Origin of the sequence: Brevibacillus brevis (assembly GCF_001039275.2) — a bacterium.
GTDB lineage: Bacteria > Bacillota > Bacilli > Brevibacillales > Brevibacillaceae > Brevibacillus > Brevibacillus brevis_C.
Genome location: NZ_CP030117.1, coordinates 2859649 through 2879934 on the forward strand (window position 1 = coordinate 2859649; position 20286 = coordinate 2879934).

Consider the following 20286-nt stretch of genomic DNA (forward strand, 5'->3'; position numbering starts at 1 on the left):
GAAGCAGGAATTTTTATTTGGAAAGCAAAGTATGGAGGTATTACCCAGAAGTTTGCCTGGTCGAAAAGAACTTTGTTATTCAGTAGCTTCTAAAACGATGGGAGGATGGAAAGATGAGCGTCGAAGGGGTTGTTTTGTACAAGAATGAGAAAGGAATCGTGACTCTTACGCTAAACAGACCAGAGGCATTGAATGCATTGAACCGAGATGTCCTTACTCAGCTTTCGACCATCTTGGACAGGATCAAAACCGATCCCGGTGTGAAAGCGGTCATCCTTACAGGGGCGGGAGAAAAAGCATTTTCGGCCGGTGCGGACATCTCGTATCTGCATCAGGCGACACCGTTGGAAGTAAGGGATTTTGCTCAGTTGGCTGTTTCGGTGACCAGTCAAATCGAATCGTTGGGAAAAGTAGTTGTTGCTGCGATAAACGGCTATGCGTTAGGCGGGGGCCTTGAGATCGCTGAATCGTGCTCGCTGCGTATTGCGGTTCAACATGCCAAAATGGGACATCCAGAAGTGCGAATTGGAGCAGTGGCGGGCTTTGGTGGAACAACAAGGCTCCCTAGGCTAATAGGAAAAGGCCGTGCCGCGGAGTTGCTGCTTACAGGATCAGCGATAGATGCGGATGAAGCATATCGAATGGGACTGGTAAATCGGGTCGTTTCGTCTGAGCGGCTACTGGCAGAAACAGAGGAGGTTCTCCGAGAAATTTTGTCTCAGTCTCCGCTGGCAGTAAAACTAACATGGGATGCGATTCATCGAGGGAGTAATCTGACAGTAGAGGAGTCCGCACTTCTAGGCGCAGACTACTTCGGACTCGTGGCATCCACCGAAGACTTCCGGGAAGGAACCAAGGCTTTCTTAGACAAGACTACACCGCGTTTTACAGGAAAATAATCACACGAGCTTCAGTACCTCGCATAATTCAACCAACCGCCTAATTCCGTACATCTGATGGCGATTGCGATCGTGAATGCTTTTGATCGCATCTGCCGTCACTTTTTTTGCCTGCTCAATACTTTGATTTTCGACTGCTTGTACAATTTCTTTCATGTTCGTTAAAAAATACACGGTATTGCGTAATGTGCGGATAAGCAAAATCTTCCGTATATCCATGGGAGTGAATTGGCCGTAGCCATTCTCAGGATCACGTGGCAGTACTAGCAAGCCTTCTTTTTCCCAATGGCGAATCGCAGACGTTGTGACTCCTGTGTAAGCAGCGACTTCACCAATCGTCATGCGGTTTCGCCACTTTTTATTTGGAGGCAAGGGGAGATCGAGATTTTGCAAAAGTTCGAGTGTTTGGTCTGCTGCGACCTTCTCCTGCTGAAGGTTGGCCTGTTCTTTATTCACGAGCCAAAAGGCAGTATCCATATCCGCTTTTTGAAGCGATCGAAGGACTTCACAGGTGACAGCGACCCCAAAGCCAGGAAACATGGCGCGCAGGCAACGAAAATAGGCAAGATGGATTTCTGTATAAAGTCGATAACCATTGTCGGTACGATCAGGAGCAGGAACGACTCCCCATGATTCATAATGGCGCAAAGCACTCGTGCTAATATGTAGCTCGCGAGCGATCTCAATCGGTTTGTAATAAGGCATCTGACGTACCTCCCGTTGGTTTGTTATCGCGGATTTCACTATACCAAGAACAGCATCTCGTAGCAAATGTTCCTGTCATTATTGGAAGGTCGTAATACTTTTACCCTGTTCAGCATGGGAAGGAAAAACGAAGATTGTCAGTAGGTATTGATTCTTCTTTTCCAGAGGTGAGATAACGTATGGCCATTGTTCAGCTACGATCAGAGAACCCGGACTTTTCGTACATGATCAAGAAAAATCCGAATTCCGGAATGAGTTTACGATCCATTCGAAAAGGCATCACATACGGGTGGTTTTCCAATGCGGATACGTATAACGTTTACTTTAAAGATGCAGAAAATGAGGTTTCCTACAAACAATCCGAACAGGAGCATTTTGAATATTTGAATGTCTCCCGGTACAATACACCCTTGTTTCCATTAAATGCGATCAATGAATTTTTTTCCGCTCCGATGAAGCAACACGACGAGCGGGATGCAGAAGGGTATGAGCATGTTTTTTTCATCAACATGATTCACATCGAACGCCTGCTGTATCTGACATTTTTTGAGAAGCACCTGAAGGATTTCACCTTTGAACTCAAGCACCACGCCGATAAAAGCTACGCTTTGACCATCACAACGAGAACGAGTCTGCATCAGCTTCTCCACGTCGTGAGCGTGCTCTGTCTATTCTTGAGTATGTTTGGAAAAGAGCACATCGATATATCCGATAACATCCTGGATAAATACATCAAAAGCATTCATGTCATCGACGCACCTTTTTACATACGAAGTCTGTTCGCTCGCAATTTCCTGACAACCAGAGAGCGCTATCGCAAGTACAAGACCGAGATCGAGAAGACGAGCCGCTACCCCATTCAATTGGAATATGGCAGCACCGGTTTGCAGAGAAGGAACTACATTTCGAGTAAGCTTCCTTTTACGAAATCCATTGTGGATATCGGATGCGGAGAAGGCTTTTATGCGATACCGTTCGCTACCAAGCTGCCGCAGTATTACTATGCCATCGATATCAATGAACAATCGCTGGAATTAGTCAGACGCAGGGCCGTGGAAAAAGAAATCTCGAATCTGATTTTGTTCCGCACGCTTGATCAGTTTTTACAGGATTACAACGGTGAACAAGTAGATGTCATTTTGACTGAGGTCATTGAGCACATGAGCAAAGAGGAAGCGAGAGTGTTCATTAAGCAAATATGCAGTCAATTGGATTTTGACCATTTTATCATTACGACACCGAACTCAGATTTTAATCAGTTCTATGAGCTGGAAGGTTATCGCCACGACGATCATAAATGGGAAATGGGACAAGAAGAGTTCCAAGCATGGATGACCGAGATCATGGAAGAAGCCGGGGTGCAGGGACAATTTGTATCCATTGGTGACGGCGTGAATGACATACACACCACACAAGGCGTCATTGTCCAGCGAAAGGGGGCGTAACGATGCTGATACAGACGCAGGTTCACACGATTTTTATGCTCGTCGGTCCCACCGAATGTGGGAAAACGACCTTTGCCAAGGAAGTACTCATGCCGAGGCTTTCTTTTGAAGATGAACAGAAAAACGCAAAAGCAAATGTCCAATACATTTCCTCAGACAGCATTCGCCAGGAACTGCTGGGCTATGATTACGACAAGTATGATCAGGTGATGCTTGAGGCCAGCGAGCAGGCATTTCAGCTCCTGTTTGAAAAGCTACGCTTGGTGACTTCGTTCCCAATCAACGCCGAATTCGTGGTTGTCGATACAACAGGACTAGCAGAAGACTTCCGTTCGAAAGTCCGCGAAATTGCAGCCGAGAACAATTACCGCTTGGAAGTGATCCTCTTTGATTATCGCAATCGGGAAGATTACTATGCATCCGAGCGGTCAAAAAAATGGATTACCAACCATATTCTCCGGTTAAAGCAAGAGGTGCTCCGGGCATTATCCAAAGAAGGGTACCACAACATTCACCGGATTCGGCACAAAGATTTTTACGTACTAGCAGATGGGGTGGCTAACCCTCGTTATGAGGTCTTGATTGAAAATAAGGATGCCTATCTGGCAACGATCCTTCCCAAAGATCAAACATACATCATCATCGGAGACATTCACGAATGCGTCCAAGAATTAAAAGGTCTCCTGCAAAACTACGGATTCAAGCTTGAGGGCAATCGTCTCATCACGACGGAAAAGGTACAGCATACCAAAATCATCGTAGCAGGGGACTGGATCGACAAAGGAGCGCAAACCAGGGAGATTATCGAGTTTCTATACGAAAATCAACAGCATTTCTTGTTTGTTCTCGGGAACCACGAAAATTTTGTCTACAAATACTTGCGTAAGGAACTAAAAGGGGTAGACCCACAGCTACTGGATACTTATTTTGATTCTACACACGTCCTAGAAAAAGACGCTGAATTAACAGAGAGGTTCAATCACTTGTATAGGCTGGCTCAGCCGTTTTATCGATCGAACGCACTGACTGGCCCGTCCTATTATGTAACACACGCTCCCTGCAAAAAGAAGTATATTGGAAAGCTCGATGCGAATTCGATGCGGCGCCAACGCAATTTTCGGATAGACCGCACGGCTTCATTGGAAGAGCAACTCGCATTTTTGACGGTTGAAGCGGTCAGTAATCATCCGTACCATATTTTTGGACATATCGCGGCCCAAAAAACGTTTCGCCTGAAGAACAAGCTCCATCTCGATACTGGATGTGTGCACGGAAATGCTTTAACGTCAGTCGTGATCACACACAAGCCGTTTTTCAAATCGTTTCAGTCTGAGCATCGGGTGATGACTGATGAGCTGCCGATCTTGTTCCATGCAGAAAAACAAGTATCCGTGGGAGATTTGGAAGAGGAAGAACTCCGTCGACTCCGTTACTGCTCGCAAAATAAGGTCAATTTTATTTCCGGAACGATGCCCCCGGCGGATAAGGATGTGGAGACTCAGGAATTGGAGTCGTTGAAGGCGGGGCTGGATTATTTTGCGAATCGAGGCATTCAGCAAGTCGTGTTGCAGCCGAAATACATGGGTTCGAGATGCAATCTCTATCTCCATCATGATCGCGACAAATGCTTTGCGATCAGCAGAAACGGATATGCCATCAATCAGGTTGATTTGACACCGATATATGACAAGCTACATGCAAGGTTCCGTGAATATATGGAGCAAAATGAAATGGCGATGCTCATCTTGGATGGCGAATTGTTGCCATGGAGTGCAATAGGGAAGGGCTTGATCGAAAAGCAGTTCAAACCAATCGAATCCGCGCTTCGCAGTGAATTTGCATTTTTGCAGGAATACGGTTTTGAAGAGGCGCTTCACCAACTTGTTCACATCTATGACGAGAGCGGATTCGAAAAAGACCAGTTCCACCTATCCAAGAGTGCGCTCACGGAAAAATTCGGTTCGAGCGTGTATCAAAACTACAAGTATGTGCGAGAAATCAAAGAGAGCTACGTTCCTGTCGACAAGCATTTGGAGGCCTATCACATTTACCAAAAACAGATGGAGCTCTATGCTGGAGAAGGGGAGCTTGTCTACAAGCCTTTTTCGATTCTAAAGGCTGTCTATTTGAATGGGGACGAGCAATTGCCGGATTGGAAGACATCTGATATGTATCGCTTTGTAAATGACGATCATTTTCTCGCCATCGATTTGTCTGAGCCGAATGCATATGAACAAGCGGCACGTTACTTTTCCACGATTACACTGGAAAACAAGATGGAAGGCATTGTGATCAAGCCAGAGTTCATCGATCAGAAGGTCGTGCCTGCCATGAAGGTTCGCAATCCGGAGTACTTGGCGATTATTTATGGCTACGATTACCGTTTCCCCCACAAGTACCGCAAGCTTTTCAATCAGAAAAATTGTACGCAAAAGCTCAAGACTTCGATGCGGGAACACAGGCTGGGTCAACGGATGCTTGGATTCAAATTCGACGATATTTCTCCAGAAAATACGGAGTATCAAAAAGTAGTTGCAACCATGCTCTTTGAAGTGGCGAAGGAAAAAGAGATCGATCCGCGCTTGTAAATGAAAAACTGTTCCGTAAAAATAAGGTTGTAGACTGTAAAATAAAGTAGTAGACCGAAAAATAAAGTGTTTCTGTAGTTCTTTATAACAAAACATAAGAACGACATGTAAATCGCATATGTACTTAAATATCAAAATTAGAGAGGCAGTCAGAAGGTCCTGACTGCCTCTTTTTACTTAGGCTATCGATTTCGTTAGCAAAATATTTCGAAAAGTAAACACAACCTCAGTGGGTTTTCCATACATTTCCTGATATATGATAATATGGGGTACAAATTAGGAGGTGTCTATATGGCGGAGTTTTTTATTCACCCAGATCGTTCAACTCTGCACGGTTCTTTTTCAAAGGAGTTCACTCCAATAGTATCAATCAATTCGGGTGACACCGTTCGCTTTGAGACTATTGAAGCCGGGTGGAATACTGGTCCATTTCAATTAGACGGTGTAAGAGAGAAATTCTGCGAAAGAGATCATCTACAAGACAGCGGACATGCCTTGATCGGACCTATCTACATTAATGGAGCAAAAGAAGGAAAAACCTTGGCTATTCGTATTAACGATATTAAGACCGGTAATTGGGGCTGGAGTAGCGGAGGTGGATTTCCGAATACTATTAACAAAAGATTGGGTCTTCACGAGGGACCAGAGTATGTTTTGATGTGGGAGTTAGATGCTTCTAACAATCTAGGGATTAGTAACAAAGGACATAAAATACGGCTCAATCCCTTTATGGGTATTATGGGCATGCCTCCAAATGAGGAAGGGATACACTCCACTTACCCTCCAAGGTTCTGTGGAGGGAATATTGATTGTAAAGAACTTATACCTGGTAGTATTTTATACTTACCGATAGCAGTAGAAGGTGGACTTTTTTCTGTTGGTGACGGTCATGCTGTTCAAGGTGATGGAGAGGTATCCAGTCCAGCTCTCGAATGCCCAATGCAGTTAGTCGATCTAACCTTCACAGTCATTGATCAATGTTTATCGTTCCCAAGAGCAGAAACTCCCCTTAAGAGAATTACCTTTGGATTCCATGAAGATGTACATGAAGCAGCGATGATTGCCTTAGAGGGAATGCTTGATTGGATGCAGGAATTGTATAATTTTGAGCGAAAAGAAGCGTTAAATTTGTCAAGCCTTCTTGTTGATTTGCGTATAACGCAGCTAGTCAATGGTGTAAACGGGGTACATGCCTTATTATCCAAAGAGGCCATACTATAGAAAATAAGATAAAAGAATCTTATCAAGCAAAACTGCCAGTTGGTTCAATAACTGGTGTCTAGAATTCTACTTTGATTTTATTCAGACTTGTACTCTAGTATTGCTAAAGATAAATTTACAATGGAGTATCAGTTATACTACTGAGTCTAACGTGAAAGCCAATAATTTTGAGTGTTTTTAGATAACTGATACTTATTCCTTTTTAGCCTTACAGGTATCTAAACCGGAAGGTTAACCCTGAAACTAAAGAGAAGACAAGAGATAGATTATGTGGAATAATTAGAATGTGCAGTGACCTTTAGGGTTAGCCACCGCAGATCGGCATGAAGCCAACAGATTGTATCTCTTGGACTTTTTATAAAGAGTTGGGGCACTCCACCATTATGGATGGCACTGCACTATTGACACAAACGACTAAGACAGGAATAATCCTGTCTTTTATTTTTTTCTTACGAAAAGTAGATTAAAGCACCATAAGGAAAATATTGGAAATTAAGCAGTAAACCCTTAATATAGTTTGGGAGCGATCTTTGACTCTTGTATTTAATGTGGGTATTGCACCGAATACTTCAATCCTGAGCTTTTAAGAAAGAATGAAAAGACTCCAATCCTTTTTGTATCACATTCAGTTCATAAGTTAAGCCGGCAGCCCCTCGTTTCGCTTGTAGTGTCAACCAGACTTAAATATGTTTCTCCAAATAGGTGGTTGCGGTACGATGTATATGGATACTAATGAACAGGGAGAGCCGGTCTGGAGTGCACATTATGTAATGCCGTACGGAGCGGGAGAGATTGACTTGAATAGTCCTTATTATTCGCGGAGCCCTGACATCCGTCTCATGGCAGCGAGTGAGACGTGCTGTTGCGCACATCGTTTTTTTGAAGATAAGGAGAGGACGAGCGGAACATGAATGTGGAAGTGTATACGTTAAATGCGTTTTCGAAAGGGGAGCGTGGTGGTAATCCTGCAGGTGTTGTCTTAGAGGATGGCCTGTCGCTGGATGCTGCAGATATGCAGCTCATCGCGAAAGAATTGGGCCTTTCGGAGACGGCCTTTATGGAAAAATCCTTGCTTGCGGATTACAAAATCCGCTATTTCACCCCCGCCAGCGAAGTTGATCTGTGCGGACACGCCACGATTGCTGCATTTGGACTCATGCATTCGCTGGGTTTGGCAAAGGAAGGGACCTTCTATACGATAGAAACCAAGGCAGGGATTTTGGATGTCGATATTAGCTCCGAGGGTCTTGTTTATTTGTCACAGGCTTTACCAAAATTTCTCGAAAGGATATCCTGTGAGGAAATAGCACCATCCTTGGGAATGGATACCAAGGATCTGGAAACCGGGTTACCCATCCAAATTGTTTCGACGGGACTGCGGGACATTTTTATCCCGATCCGCAGCAGGAAGCTCTTGTATGAGGTTCAGCCCAATTTTGACGCTATAACCGCCATCAGCGAAAAATATGATGTGGTTGGATATCATCTGTTCACGTTGGATACTCCAGACGATGCTGTTGCGGAATGCCGGAATTTTGCGCCGCTGTACGATATTCCCGAGGAAAGCGCGACAGGAACATCCAACGGTGCCCTGCTCAGCTATTTGTACCAACATGGCCAACGATCTTTGCAGGAAGTAGAGCATGTCATGTTCAGGCAAGGGTATTCGATGGATTGTCCTTCTGAAATCAAGGCAAGTTTGCGCCTGAGCGAGAGCGGTGAAATCAACCAAGTTCGAGTTGGCGGTGCAGTGGCTGGCATTGAACAAAGACATATCATGATATAAGCGGAATTAAATAGCTTGTTTTCAGCCACTATACTATAGGGGCAAATAGGCTAATTCTGCTAATGGCAAGGCGGGGATAGATAGCAGAGGATGTATGCGTGAGCAGATATCTGTCGTTTCCTTTGATTTTGATCGTTTTGCGTTCCTCGGGGCTAACGCAATGCTAGGTCGTTGCGTTGAAGATCGTGAGCGACACATAGTTGCATTGAGCTAACGGGTACGATAGCTCAATAAACCAGGCCAGTCTAATACTTTATTTTCTCTAAACAAAAACGAGAAGCTGCTGACTGAGCAAGCTTCTCGTTTTGATTTGCAGAGCTATTTGTTGGACGATGGAGCAGCATCCCAGGCTTCGATATTATCCACGCCTTCAATACTGTCCTTGTAGAACACAGGATCTTTTCCTGCTTTTTTCTGTTCCAAATAATCATGTAGAGCAGCATAGGCGACTTTTGATAACATGGCGATTGCAATCAGGTTGACAATGACCATGAAGCCCATGAACAAATCGGCCAAATCCCACACAAGCTGTACCTTTGCCACTGATCCGAACAACACCATAGCGAGTACACTCAAACGATACAGCAATAGCCATGCTTTGCTTGTCTTCAAAAACTCGATGTTGGTCTCGCCGTAGTAGTAGTTACCAATCAATGTACTGAAGGCGAACAGGAATACCATAATGGCAAGGAAGCCAGAAGCCCAAGAACCGATATGAATGCTCAGTGCTGCTTGTGACAGCTCAATGCCACTCAGTCCTTGTTGTGTGTATGCGCCGGACAGCAAAATGATAAAAGCTGTGCTTGTACAGATCACGAGGGTATCGAATAGAACACCGAATGCTTGAATCAAACCTTGCTTCACTGGATGGCTTGTTGTTGCTGTAGCCGCAGCATTCGGCGCACTACCCATACCAGCTTCGTTAGAGAACAAACCACGCTTGATGCCGTGCATGAGCGCTGCACCGAGAGAACCGCCGGCGATTTGCTCGAAGCCGAATGCGTTTTTCACAATCAGAGAAAGGACTTCCGGCATTTTCGAGATGTTCAGGATCACAATAAAGAGCGCCATCCCGATGTACAATACAGCCAATACAATGACGATGTACTCAGACATTTTCGCAATGCGCTTCACACCGCCGAAGATGATTGCCGCAAATACGATCGTCATGATGATACCGAGTACCAGTCGATCTGTCCCAAAAGAATTTTCAAAGGCAATCGTGATGGTGTTGGATTGCACGGCGTTAAATACGAGACCAAACGAAAGGGTGATAAGGACAGCAAACAGGGCGCCCATCCAACGTTTGTTCAACCCTTTTTCCATGTAATAAGCCGGACCGCCACGAAAACCGTTCTTATCCTTGATTTTATAAATCTGAGCGAGCGTACTCTCAACAAAGCTGGATGCAGAACCAATAATCGCAATGACCCACATCCAAAATACCGCACCAGGACCACCTAATGCGATCGCAATAGCAATACCCGTAATGTTCCCTGTACCGACACGCGCGGCCATACTAATAGCGAAAGCCTGGAAAGGGGAGATGCCGCCATCGTCTTTCGCTCTCCCTTCTTTAATGGAACGGAGCATTTCTGGCAACATGCGTACTTGCAAAAATTTGCCACGGAAGGTAAAAAACAAGCCTAACGCGATTAGCATGATAATGATAATATAGGACCACAAAAAATCGTTAATAGTAGCTGTTACATCGAGTAAGAATTGTTGCATCGTGTCACCTCGAATTTTGTTATGAATTTTTCCTTAGTATTCTCTAAAAAATCGTTACATCCCATTCCTGAGCCATATGTTTTAACAAAGAAACGCCCGCTACACTGTTTCCACAACCGTCAATGGAAGGTCCAAAAATACCGATTCCACAACCATCTTGAAACGGTGAACGTGGTTTGCGGTTAGGAGGAACCAGTGTCATGATTCCGCCTGAGACGCCACTTTTTGCGGGCAAGCCAACATTCGCGGCGAATTTGCCCGATGCATCGTACATGCCACAGGTGAGCATCAGTGCTTTGGCTAGACGGACGACATCTTTCGGGAGAACTTGTTCGTTGCGCATCGGATGGTAGCCATCGAGTGCCAAAAGGAGACCGATCAAAGCAATTTGCTCGGTGGTTACTTCAATCGAGCATTGGGTGAGATAGACCTCCAAAGCGTCTTCCACTTCGCACGCCAAATAGCCGGTATCCTTTAAATAGTGGGCGAGTGCCCGGTTTCTGTGAGAGTTTTCCCATTCGGAAAGAAACACTTCCTCGTTCACCATTGGTGTAACGCCTGTAATTTTACTGAAAAATGCATACAAGTAGCGCAGCTTATGATCCGGTGTCTGACCAGGGAGGAGTGAAGATGTCGTTATCGCTCCCGCATTGATCATCGGATTAAAAGGCTTACCTGGCTTGTTCATTTCCAGACGGATAATGGAATTGAATGCATCTCCAGTCGGTTCTACATCTACCCGATCCAACACGTAAGGGATACCATGGTAGCAGCAAGCAGCAATAAAACTGATTACTTTGGAAATACTTTGCATCGTGAAAGGAACTTCCCAGTCACCCGCTGTGTGCATTTTTCCTGTAGGCTCGATGATACAAATTCCTAACTGATTCGGATCTGTTCTGTACAAAGCAGGGATATAACTGGCACATTTTCCTTCAGATGCCTTGGAACGATATTGTTCCACCCATTGCTGTAATTCATCCACGAGTAAAACCTGTTGAATCAACGCCTGTCCCCCCAAAAATCGAATACACTGCTCTTACGCGAAGAGGAAGAGAAAGCGCTTCCATGCTTCGCGAAATACATATAATGAACACTTTACAACCACCCTACAAAATAAAACAAAAACTCACAGATTGATTCATGTGAGTGCTCCATTTTTTTTTGAGACTTGTCCTACAGGCGTATCCTCGGTAAAAATAGATAGGGGCATCAAGAAACAACATGGGAAGTGAAAAGCGTGCGTGTTCAAACACAAGTAAAACGAGATTGGTATATATTGGCGCTCATGCTTATTACGGTTCCGTTGGCAGGGGAGTTGAAATTTTATCCCGTCAATGAGACATTTCGAATTAGCTTTGGAGCTCCTACCTTTTTCTTCTTTTTATTACTGTTTCAAAGAATTCCATCTGTTCTCGCTGGTTTTTTGACGGGGATTACGGTCGTATGCTTTCGGATTGTGATTGACCTTATCGCCGGGAATCAATCAGTATGGGAGGCTTCTCTCCAAGCGCACTATTCTAGCTTTTTCTTTTATTTTGCTTATTCTGTTCTGTTTTATTTAACCGGAGTACGCCATTTTCACAACAGGACGATTTTGGTTGGATTGATGGGAATGGTCATCGAGGTATTGGCCGACCTGATTGAGGTTCTCTCGCAACATGTACTGTTAGATACCGTCCTCACATGGGGAGCGGTGCAAGAGATGCTCGTTATCGCTCTGTCCCACAGCTTTATCGTCATTAGTTTTCTCAACATGATGAAGCTGTACGAAGCACAGTCCCGAGAGCAGCAGACAAGAAAACAGAACGAGCGTATGCTGATGCTGATTTCCACCTTGTATGAGGAATCGATTCATCTGAAAAAAACACTGCAAAATGCCGAGAGTATTAGTATGAAGTCTTTTGAGCTATACCAAGGCTTGCAGGAGCTTCATAAGGAACAGGTGCCCACGAATGTAGAGAGATTTGCCAAGCAAGCATTGATTGTCGCAGGCGAGGTTCACGAGATTAAAAAGGACAACCAACGCATTTTTGCAGGGCTTCACAAGCTGATATCCGATGAAAGCATCACGGATTACATGGACATCCATCAGCTCGTGGACATTATCAAACGAAGCAATATGAAGTATGCAACTTTGTTGGAGAAGGACATACAAATCACAGCTTCTATTACGGGGACACATCCGCTCTATCACGTTTTCATGATGCTTTCCCTGATTAATAATTTGGTGGCAAATGCAGTGGAGGCCATCCAGCAAACAGGAGCGATTTCCATTGAAATTGAACGGATAGGTGATCTTGTGGAAATCAGAATCAACGATGACGGACCGGGAGTACCTCCACGGAGAAAGGCTTTGCTGTTCAAGCCTGGCTTTACTACGAAATACGATCAAACCGGCAACCCCTCTACAGGGATCGGACTGTCTTATGTACAACAATTGGTGGAACAATGGCAAGGGGAAATCTCCTTACAGGATGGAGTAGATGGGAAGGGGACAACATTTCTCATGCGGTTACCAATTGATCCGATAACGAAGAAAGAGTGAGAAGATGCTGTTTTATTTAGTTGATGACGATGATGCCGTTCGCCTCATGTTGACGGAAATCATAGAAGACGAGAATCTGGGCGAAGTCGTGGGGGAAGCATCTGACGGCTCGATGGTAGACGGTCATACATTAACCGCACGCAACGTAGATATTATGCTGATCGATTTGTTCATGCCCAACCGGGATGGGATTGAGACGATTCGCCAAGTGAAGCCGACATTCACAGGAAAGATCGTCATGATCTCTCAGGCAGAAACGAAAGATTTGATTGCCCAAGCGTATGCCCTTGGAAGCGAATACTACATTATCAAGCCTGTAAACAAGATCGAAGTCGTAACGATCCTCCAAAAAGTGATCGAGAAAATTCGTCTCGAGCGTTCGATACGGGACATTCACAAATCGCTGAATGCTGTCATGCAAGTGGACCAGCAGCCTTCCGGACAACTTCGTCCGTCACAGGGCAAACCACTTCGCGAGGCGGGGCAGTTTCTGTTAACGGAGTTGGGTATCGCGGGTGACAATGGAAGCAATGACTTGCTAGATATTTTGGACTTCTTGCATGGATACGAACAGACGCATACGTTTAAAAATGGATTTCCAGCCCTGAAAGAGATCTTTGTGGCAGTAGCACAGCACAGGCACGGAGTAGCTGTGGACGATCCACAGGTCGCCAAGGTTGTCAAAGCTTCTGAGCAGAGAGTCCGTCGAGCGATCTATCAGTCGCTGAATCATTTGGCGTCGCTTGGGCTTGCGGACCTCTCGAATTGGAAGTTCGAAAATTACGCTTCGCAGTTTTTTGATTTTACGTATGTGTGGAAGAAGATGGCGGAGTTAAAGAGCAATGCCGCATCGCCGGGTTCAGATATTCGGATCAATATGAAAAAATTCATTCAAGTGCTGTACGCAGAGGCGAAGCGCATTCAGTCGGAGGCGTAATTGTTCTTTGTCTGACGGTAGAGGTAAGTCCTGATCATGTTGATTAGGGCTTTTTGTTTTGTATGGGAGTATCTCGTTTTCATTGACTAAACGTTCATTCAATAATAAACTGGGATTGTATACCAAATCTGCAATTCACGGAGGGATCACCGATGGATTTGTACTATGAGGTTTCAGGGGAAGGAAAACCAGTCATTTTATTGCACAGTGGCGGTGCTGATTTGCGAGATTGGATGTATGTCGCGCCGATTTTGGCGAAGCATTATCAGGTCATCGCTTTCGACGGACGCGGATGCGGGAAATCGCCGTCTCCAACAGGAGTAGCGAACTACGTCGATGATTTGCTTGCCGTTATGGACCATTTTAAGCTGGACGAAGCCACGCTCGTAGGGCACTCAATAGGCGGACGAATTGCAACGGATTTTACGCTGACTTATCCGCAGCGAGTGAGCAAGCTCGTGCTGATTGCTCCTGATTTGACAGGGTATACACCGAGTCAGCCATTCACGGAATGGATGCAGAAAATCCAAGAAACGCCGGATGTTGACCGTATGGTAGAGCTTTCCTTATCGGCCTGCCCGTACCGCGTCGTGATGGGAAGTCCACAGAAGGATCTTCTGACAGAGATGGCGAAACATAATTTAGCAAAAATGTTCGAGTGGGCGACATGGGAGTCTGTATGGCCGCAGCCGCCTGCGATTGAACGGCTCGAAAAATTAGCCAATCAAACATGCTTGATAATCGGCAAGGAAGATGCCCTGGATGCGAAACGGATTACTGAATATTTTAAAGAAGTATTACCAGAGAGAAGGTTTGTTGAGATTACGGGTGCCGATCATAAACCAACGTTGACGCATCCTGAAGAAATCGCTCGCGCTATCACTGAATTTTTGGAGGATTGACTGAACCGTGCCGCGTACCCCAGCTGAAAATGAGCGAATTCGCCAAGCTGCAAAAGACAAAATCCATGCAGCCGCAATGACGCTCTTCATAAAAAAAGGCTACCACGCGACCTCAATCGACGATGTAGCCAAACAGGCCCAGATATCGAAGGGACTTCTTTACAACTATTACAAAGGAAAAGAAGAGCTTCTCGCCGCGATGGTTCAGGTACGGATCGAGGAAGTAAAAGAAGTGATGGAGGCTGCGACTCAGCTTGCAACGCCGCACGAACAACTGCGCCATATTGTCAACGGTGCGCTTGATAACGTCTACCAGCGGCCGGATATCTATCGTTTTTACTTGAATTTGCAAACGCAGCCCGAAGATGATCGGGTACTTGCTTCTTACAGAGAGCAATTAAATGAGGAGTCGCGCAGGCAGTTTGAAGTCCAGTGCCAGATATTCAAACAGTTAGGCGTAAAGCAGCCCAGATTGAGATCGCTCTATTTTTCTTCGGCGCTCCAAGGAGCAATGTTGATGATGACGACTTATCCGGAAGGGTTTCCGGTTGAAGAGATGAAGGAGCAGATGATTCGGGAGTATTGTAGTCCTCCGGAAGAATCATAGCGTTACGTTCAAAATTGAAGAGGATATCCCATTCGTAAATGATTGGTGGGGTAGCCTCTTTTTTCTGTACCGTTGGTATAACTGAAAAGCCCAAAACACAATCCGTTCAAACCGTCTCCATTATATATCTAAATATTTGAAATTGACAGAAATAATCAAAACCAATATATTGGTTTCATGGACACTAACCTCATCAAACAAATCGAACGCCCATCATTACGCGAACAGGTATACCAAGGCTTGAAGAAAGCGATTGTCATGCTAGAGCTAAAGCCAGGACAACGGGTCAACGACAACGAACTGGCGGCTTTATTTGGCGTGAGTCGAACTCCTGTGAGAGAAGCGCTCAAACGGTTGGAGGACGAAGGGCTTATTGAATCCGTTCCCGGCTCTCTCACACGAGTGACACCCTTACTTGAAAAGGAGGCGAAGAACGCGTTTCCAGTTGTTGCGGCCTTGCACGGGTTGGCAGCACGATTGGCGATGCCAGTTGAATCGGAGGTCATCCGTAGTCTGAAGCAATGGAATGAAAAGCTGCAGGTCGCACTCGAACAGCAAGATGTGATCAAAGCGATTGAAGCAGATGACGGCTTTCACGAGGTGATCCTCGAGGCTGCGGGGAATCGTGAAATTTACCTGGCACTTGAGCGAGTTGTACCGAAAATTCGGCGTTTGGAATTTGCTCGGTTCGGTTCTTTAGAAGGGGTGGAGTCAGTAGAACAGCACCGTAGAATCATCGAAGCGATTCGAGACAACAACAGTCAGCTAGCCTCTTCTTTGATGGAAGAAAACTGGATCAACCTTGGCAGATTGCTTACGAACCATTCCAATGATGAATAGGGGGTAATGGCATGAGTACGGTTGAAATGAAGGGGGAAGTACATGATTCGCGTGTTTTGCAATGGGCGCGTTCCATTATCGAAGAGAGTCCGTCCCACCGTCTGATTCAGCAAGAGATCGTGAATGCAGTAAACCGCAATGCGATTTGGCGAGGCGAGGAATGCTTGAATTTGCTCGCACCAGAAGCACCCACTACGCCCATCGTACGTCAACTGCTCGCTTCTGAGGTAGGTACTCGCGCTGCGGAAGGACATATCGGCAGCACGCAGAGATGGTTTGCTGGCACGAAATATATCGATGAAATCGAAGCGTTATGTGTTGAGCTGTTGAAAAAAGTATTCCAAGCCAATTTCGCTGACCATCGATTGGTAGCCAGCATGATTGGGAACATGACGGTCTATGCGGCGTTAACGCAACCGGGCGATACGATTATGACGATCGCGCAACCGTTTGGGGGACATTCCAGCAATCGGGTGGACGGGCCTGCTGGCATTCGTGGTTTGCAAATTGTCGATGTGCCAATGGACCCTGTTGAGCTTACTGTTGATCTGGACGAGTTCGCCAAAGTCGCACGGCAAGTTAGGCCAAAGCTCGTTACCCTAGGCGCGTCCATGACGTTATTTCCATTTCCACTGAAGGAGATGGCTGAGATCGTGAAAGAATGGGGTGGTCGCATTTATTTTGATGGTGCACACCAGTTGGGGTTGATCGGAGGCGGTCAATTTCAGGACCCGTTGCGAGAAGGGGCATGTGTGATGACTGGCTCGGCTGGGAAAACGTTTAGCGGTCCACAAAGCGGCATCATCGTCTGGAATGACCCGGAACTATCTGTACCGATAACAGATGCCATCTTCCCGGCACTTGCCGCTACACATCAAGTCAACCGGGTAGCGGCATTGGCAGCAGCGGCGGCAGAGTTTTTGGCATTTGGCACGGAATACATGGCACAAATTGTGACGAATGCACAAGCACTGGGTAAAGCATTCGATGATCGGGGAATACGGGTGCTTTGCGCACACAAAGGCTATACACGTACACATCAAGTCATTCTGGACGTAAAAGAGTTTGGTGGTGGTTACGAGGTAGGCAAGCGATTGGCTGAAGCGAATATCATCACGAACAAAAATTTGATTCCAGGTGACGGACCAGAGGATTGGGACTTCCCAAGCGGTTTGCGTATCGGGACGACAGAAGTCACCCGCTTTGGCATGAAAGAACAAGAGATGGACACGATTGCAGAGCTGATTGTAAGTGTGTTGTCCGGCAGGGAAAAGCCCGAGGTTGTCCAGTCAAAGGTGATCGAATTGCGCAGATCGTTTAGCAAGATGCAGTACTGCTTCCCAGAATAGAATAGGTAGGATAAACACCGTATGCCGGAGTTCAGGCCTTGGCATACGGTGCTTTTTCGAGTCGTAAGTAGACTCTCATTCTTGACAATGTCATTTCTTTTCGTAAATAATCGATTGATACCATCAAAGAATGGGAGTCTAAACGGATGAGTACAGACCATACAAACTCGGATGTTACCATTGATCATACGACGAAAGAGCTGGCTCTCGTATTTGGCCAGTTAAAGCGGATCGGACATGTTTTCAGTCCTTCGAAAGACCTTCGTCAGAGCGAATTGAATTTGCTTGTTCACTTGACCTACGTAAGTCCCCCAGGCACGAACGGCATCAGAGTTTCCGAGCTAGGCAAGCAGTTGAAAATAACGTCAGCAGCCGTGACGCATGTCATTCAATCACTCGAACAACTTGGGCTTATCACCCGTACCGTGGGACCCAAGGATCGACGCTCCATTCTCGTGGCCCCTACGAAAGAGGGCTTTGATTTTGTGGCAGCGAGAGAGCAAGAGCTGTTTAATCGTTTTCAGCAACTGCATGAGTATCTTGGTACGGATGATGCGCAGGCACTCATACGGATATTAACGAAATCAATCAGATTCCTGCATTCCTATCAGGATAGCGATGAATCACAACCATAGTTCGATGATGGACTATGGTTTTTTGTTGTTTTGATAAGAACCTTGCTCCAGCTCTTTGAGGAGCGAGTTTGCAGAGGGGCTCCAATGTAGCTGTTGTTCCGCGCGTAATCCAGATATCCTCTGGTTGATGCTCGCCCCCCAAGCGGCTGGTCCTAACGCTTTTGCCGCATCCTCATAGCTCCATGATTCCACTTTTTCTATCCCAGCTATTTTTGCGATCGAAGTTATGAGCTCTTTCGTCGTGATCATTTCCTTGGAAGTTGCATTGAATAATGAGCCTGGCTGTGCTCGTAAAAAAGCGCATTCGTATAGTCTCGCCAAATCATCAATATCGATAGTAGACCATGCTGTTTGCCCGTCATCGATATAGTTGGCTGATTGGGAGAGCTTCGTCCTTTGAATCGTTGCTTGGACGAGTCCACCGCCACGACCGTATACAAGTGTAGGACGTATGACGATCGTACGAATATTGCGCTCGGCTGCTCCTAACACTTCCTGCTCCTGGTTCGCTTTCCATTGGAGAAAAGGCAAAGGATTGAGAGGGGAGTTCTCATCCACGACATTATCGTACGTATCGTTATAGATCAGCGTTCCACTCGTATAAATGAATGGCTTCCCTGTGCCTTCCAAACCATCTAGCATGGCCTGAACCGCTGCTACATCCAATTTTTCCATATCAGATGTGTGCGAGATCGCCATATGAATGACACCATCGAATTTTTTAACACTTTCGGTTAGTAGTGTGGTATCCGCAAGATCGCCAACAATAGGGGTGAACCCTTGTGTGAGCAACAGCTCCGCTTTCTCTTCCGATCGAACAAGTCCAGCAACCTGATACCCCAGAGACTGAAAATGCTCGGCGACTACGGACCCGACGTAACCAGTTATTCCTGTAAGGAAAACATTCATGACAAAACCTCCTTAGCATATAATTAATTTAGTAACTAAATTATTTAATAACATTACGGTGATGTCAACAGCGTTTATAATTAACAGAATATTGACAAAACAAAAACAGGGTGTTATTTTCACATTAGGAAAACGTTTACCCGTTACATGGAAAGTGAGTGAAGAACCATTACTGTAACCATTAAAGACATCGCACAACTCGCCAACGTTTCCATCGCGACTGTTTCGCGCGTGCTGAACAATTCCAAGCCAGTCCGTCCAGAGCTGCGGGAAAGAGTTTTGAAAATCGTGCAAGAGACGGGCTTTCAACCGAATGCGATTGCCAGGAGCTTGGTCAGCAAAGAAACCCGCATCATCGGGGTGATGATTCCCGATATCTCCAACAATTTTTACTCCAATCTCATTTATGGGATCGACAGTGTCATTAGCGAGTACGACTACAGCATGTTCTTGGCGATATCCGATGAAGTAGTGGACAAAGAGCTGAAGTACTTGCGCCTGTTCAAAGAAAAACAAATCGATGGTGTCATTATCGCGAGTATTCACTTCCTGGAGGGCAATATCCAGACGCTGCAAGAGATTCAGGTTCCCCTAGTTGTTACCGGCCACGATTTGCCCGGCTATCAGATTCCGACTGTCAACGTCAACAATGTGCAAGCCTCCTATGATGCTACTGCTTATCTCATCTCACAAGGCCACACTAAAATCGCGTGTATATCAGGTCCACTGTGGGACCCGCCGTGCGGTCTGGATCGCATGGGCGGTTACCGAAAAGCCATGCGGGCACATGATTTGCCCATCCATGAAGGATTCGTCGTGGAAGGAGAATTCACAGCCAAGAGCGGTTACGAAGCCATGCGCCGTATTTGTGAGGAAAAAATTCGTCCGACAGCAGTTTTTGTTGCAACAGACCTGATGGCGGTTGGCGTCCTCAATTACTTGTACGACCATGGCATTCGTGTACCAGAAGACATCTCCGTCATGGGCTTCGACAATTTGGAGCTCGCCTCCCTTTCCCGCCCTATGCTCACCACCGTGCAAAATGACCCGTTCATGTACGGAAAAGCCGCAGCAGAGCAATTACTCAGACAAATCCGCATTGAACCCGTAGAGAAAATGAGCACCGTCCCACACCATCTCGTGATTCGCCAAACTGTAAGCGCTTTACTGGAATGAGGTAACAA

At 45.9% G+C, this 20286-nt stretch carries 18 protein-coding genes; 14 read left to right on the plus strand and 4 right to left on the minus strand.

Annotated features, from left to right (window positions below):
• Positions 1-113: 113 nt before the first annotated feature.
• Positions 114-899, plus strand: a complete 786-nt coding sequence (locus tag AB432_RS14405; protein WP_048032860.1) for an enoyl-CoA hydratase/isomerase family protein — start codon at positions 114-116, stop codon at positions 897-899.
• Here AB432_RS14405 and AB432_RS14410 read toward each other — a convergent pair whose 3' ends face one another.
• The gene (locus tag AB432_RS14410; protein WP_048032861.1) at positions 900-1604 is read right to left on the minus strand and encodes a MerR family transcriptional regulator; all 705 of its coding nucleotides are present in this window, start codon (positions 1602-1604) and stop codon (positions 900-902) included.
• 179 nt (positions 1605-1783) lie between these two features.
• On the opposite strand from AB432_RS14410, the gene AB432_RS14415 reads away from it, so the two are divergent.
• The 5 genes from AB432_RS14415 to AB432_RS14435 all read left to right on the plus strand — a co-directional run bounded on the left by AB432_RS14415 (position 1784) and on the right by AB432_RS14435 (position 8644).
• Positions 1784-3049, plus strand: a complete 1266-nt coding sequence (locus tag AB432_RS14415) for a class I SAM-dependent methyltransferase (protein ID WP_048032862.1) — start codon at positions 1784-1786, stop codon at positions 3047-3049.
• A gap of 2 nt (positions 3050-3051) precedes the next feature.
• Complete coding sequence (locus tag AB432_RS14420; protein WP_048032863.1) at positions 3052-5637, plus strand: metallophosphoesterase; 2586 nt, start codon at positions 3052-3054, stop codon at positions 5635-5637.
• Positions 5638-5928: 291 nt separating this feature from the next.
• Positions 5929-6858 (plus strand): acetamidase/formamidase family protein, encoded by a 930-nt coding sequence (locus AB432_RS14425; RefSeq protein ID WP_048032864.1) that lies wholly within the window; start codon positions 5929-5931, stop codon positions 6856-6858.
• A gap of 716 nt (positions 6859-7574) precedes the next feature.
• Positions 7575-7769, plus strand: coding sequence for a hypothetical protein (locus tag AB432_RS14430; protein WP_048032865.1), 195 nt, complete (start codon positions 7575-7577; stop codon positions 7767-7769).
• Positions 7766-8644, plus strand: a complete 879-nt coding sequence (locus AB432_RS14435) for a PhzF family phenazine biosynthesis protein (protein WP_048032866.1) — start codon at positions 7766-7768, stop codon at positions 8642-8644. Before AB432_RS14430 ends, AB432_RS14435 begins: the two co-directional genes overlap by 4 nt.
• A gap of 318 nt (positions 8645-8962) precedes the next feature.
• On the opposite strand, the gene AB432_RS14440 is transcribed toward AB432_RS14435, so the two are convergent.
• Both AB432_RS14440 and AB432_RS14445 read right to left on the minus strand, forming a co-directional pair.
• Complete coding sequence (locus AB432_RS14440; protein ID WP_048032867.1) at positions 8963-10375, minus strand: alanine/glycine:cation symporter family protein; 1413 nt, start codon at positions 10373-10375, stop codon at positions 8963-8965.
• Between the two features lie 43 nt (positions 10376-10418).
• Positions 10419-11396, minus strand: a complete 978-nt coding sequence (locus AB432_RS14445) for a glutaminase (protein ID WP_048032868.1) — start codon at positions 11394-11396, stop codon at positions 10419-10421.
• A 267-nt stretch (positions 11397-11663) separates the two neighbouring features.
• Between AB432_RS14445 and AB432_RS14450 the strand changes: the two genes are divergently transcribed.
• The 7 genes from AB432_RS14450 (at position 11664) to AB432_RS14480 (ending at position 18193) form a co-directional block, all read left to right on the plus strand.
• Positions 11664-12923 (plus strand): ATP-binding protein, encoded by a 1260-nt coding sequence (locus AB432_RS14450; RefSeq protein ID WP_048035810.1) that lies wholly within the window; start codon positions 11664-11666, stop codon positions 12921-12923.
• A gap of 4 nt (positions 12924-12927) precedes the next feature.
• Positions 12928-13860: a response regulator gene (locus AB432_RS14455; protein ID WP_048032869.1), complete on the plus strand. Its 933-nt coding sequence runs from the start codon at positions 12928-12930 to the stop codon at positions 13858-13860.
• Positions 13861-14012: 152 nt separating this feature from the next.
• Positions 14013-14762 (plus strand): alpha/beta fold hydrolase, encoded by a 750-nt coding sequence (locus AB432_RS14460; protein ID WP_048032870.1) that lies wholly within the window; start codon positions 14013-14015, stop codon positions 14760-14762.
• Positions 14763-14769: 7 nt separating this feature from the next.
• Positions 14770-15369, plus strand: a complete 600-nt coding sequence (locus AB432_RS14465; RefSeq protein ID WP_048032871.1) for a TetR/AcrR family transcriptional regulator — start codon at positions 14770-14772, stop codon at positions 15367-15369.
• A gap of 177 nt (positions 15370-15546) precedes the next feature.
• On the plus strand, positions 15547-16209 hold the full coding sequence (locus AB432_RS14470; RefSeq protein ID WP_048032872.1) for a GntR family transcriptional regulator: 663 nt from the start codon (positions 15547-15549) through the stop codon (positions 16207-16209).
• An 11-nt stretch (positions 16210-16220) separates the two neighbouring features.
• Entirely contained in the window at positions 16221-17558 is a 1338-nt protein-coding gene (gene glyA, locus AB432_RS14475) for a serine hydroxymethyltransferase (RefSeq protein ID WP_048032873.1), read from the plus strand.
• A gap of 146 nt (positions 17559-17704) precedes the next feature.
• Positions 17705-18193 (plus strand): MarR family winged helix-turn-helix transcriptional regulator, encoded by a 489-nt coding sequence (locus AB432_RS14480; protein WP_048032874.1) that lies wholly within the window; start codon positions 17705-17707, stop codon positions 18191-18193.
• A gap of 12 nt (positions 18194-18205) precedes the next feature.
• Here the strand turns inward: AB432_RS14480 and AB432_RS14485 are convergent, their stop codons facing one another.
• Positions 18206-19102, minus strand: a complete 897-nt coding sequence (locus AB432_RS14485; protein ID WP_048032875.1) for an NAD-dependent epimerase/dehydratase family protein — start codon at positions 19100-19102, stop codon at positions 18206-18208.
• Positions 19103-19291: 189 nt separating this feature from the next.
• Between AB432_RS14485 and AB432_RS14490 the strand changes: the two genes are divergently transcribed.
• Positions 19292-20278, plus strand: a complete 987-nt coding sequence (locus AB432_RS14490; protein WP_082195924.1) for a substrate-binding domain-containing protein — start codon at positions 19292-19294, stop codon at positions 20276-20278.
• The last annotated feature ends 8 nt before the right edge of the window (positions 20279-20286 follow it).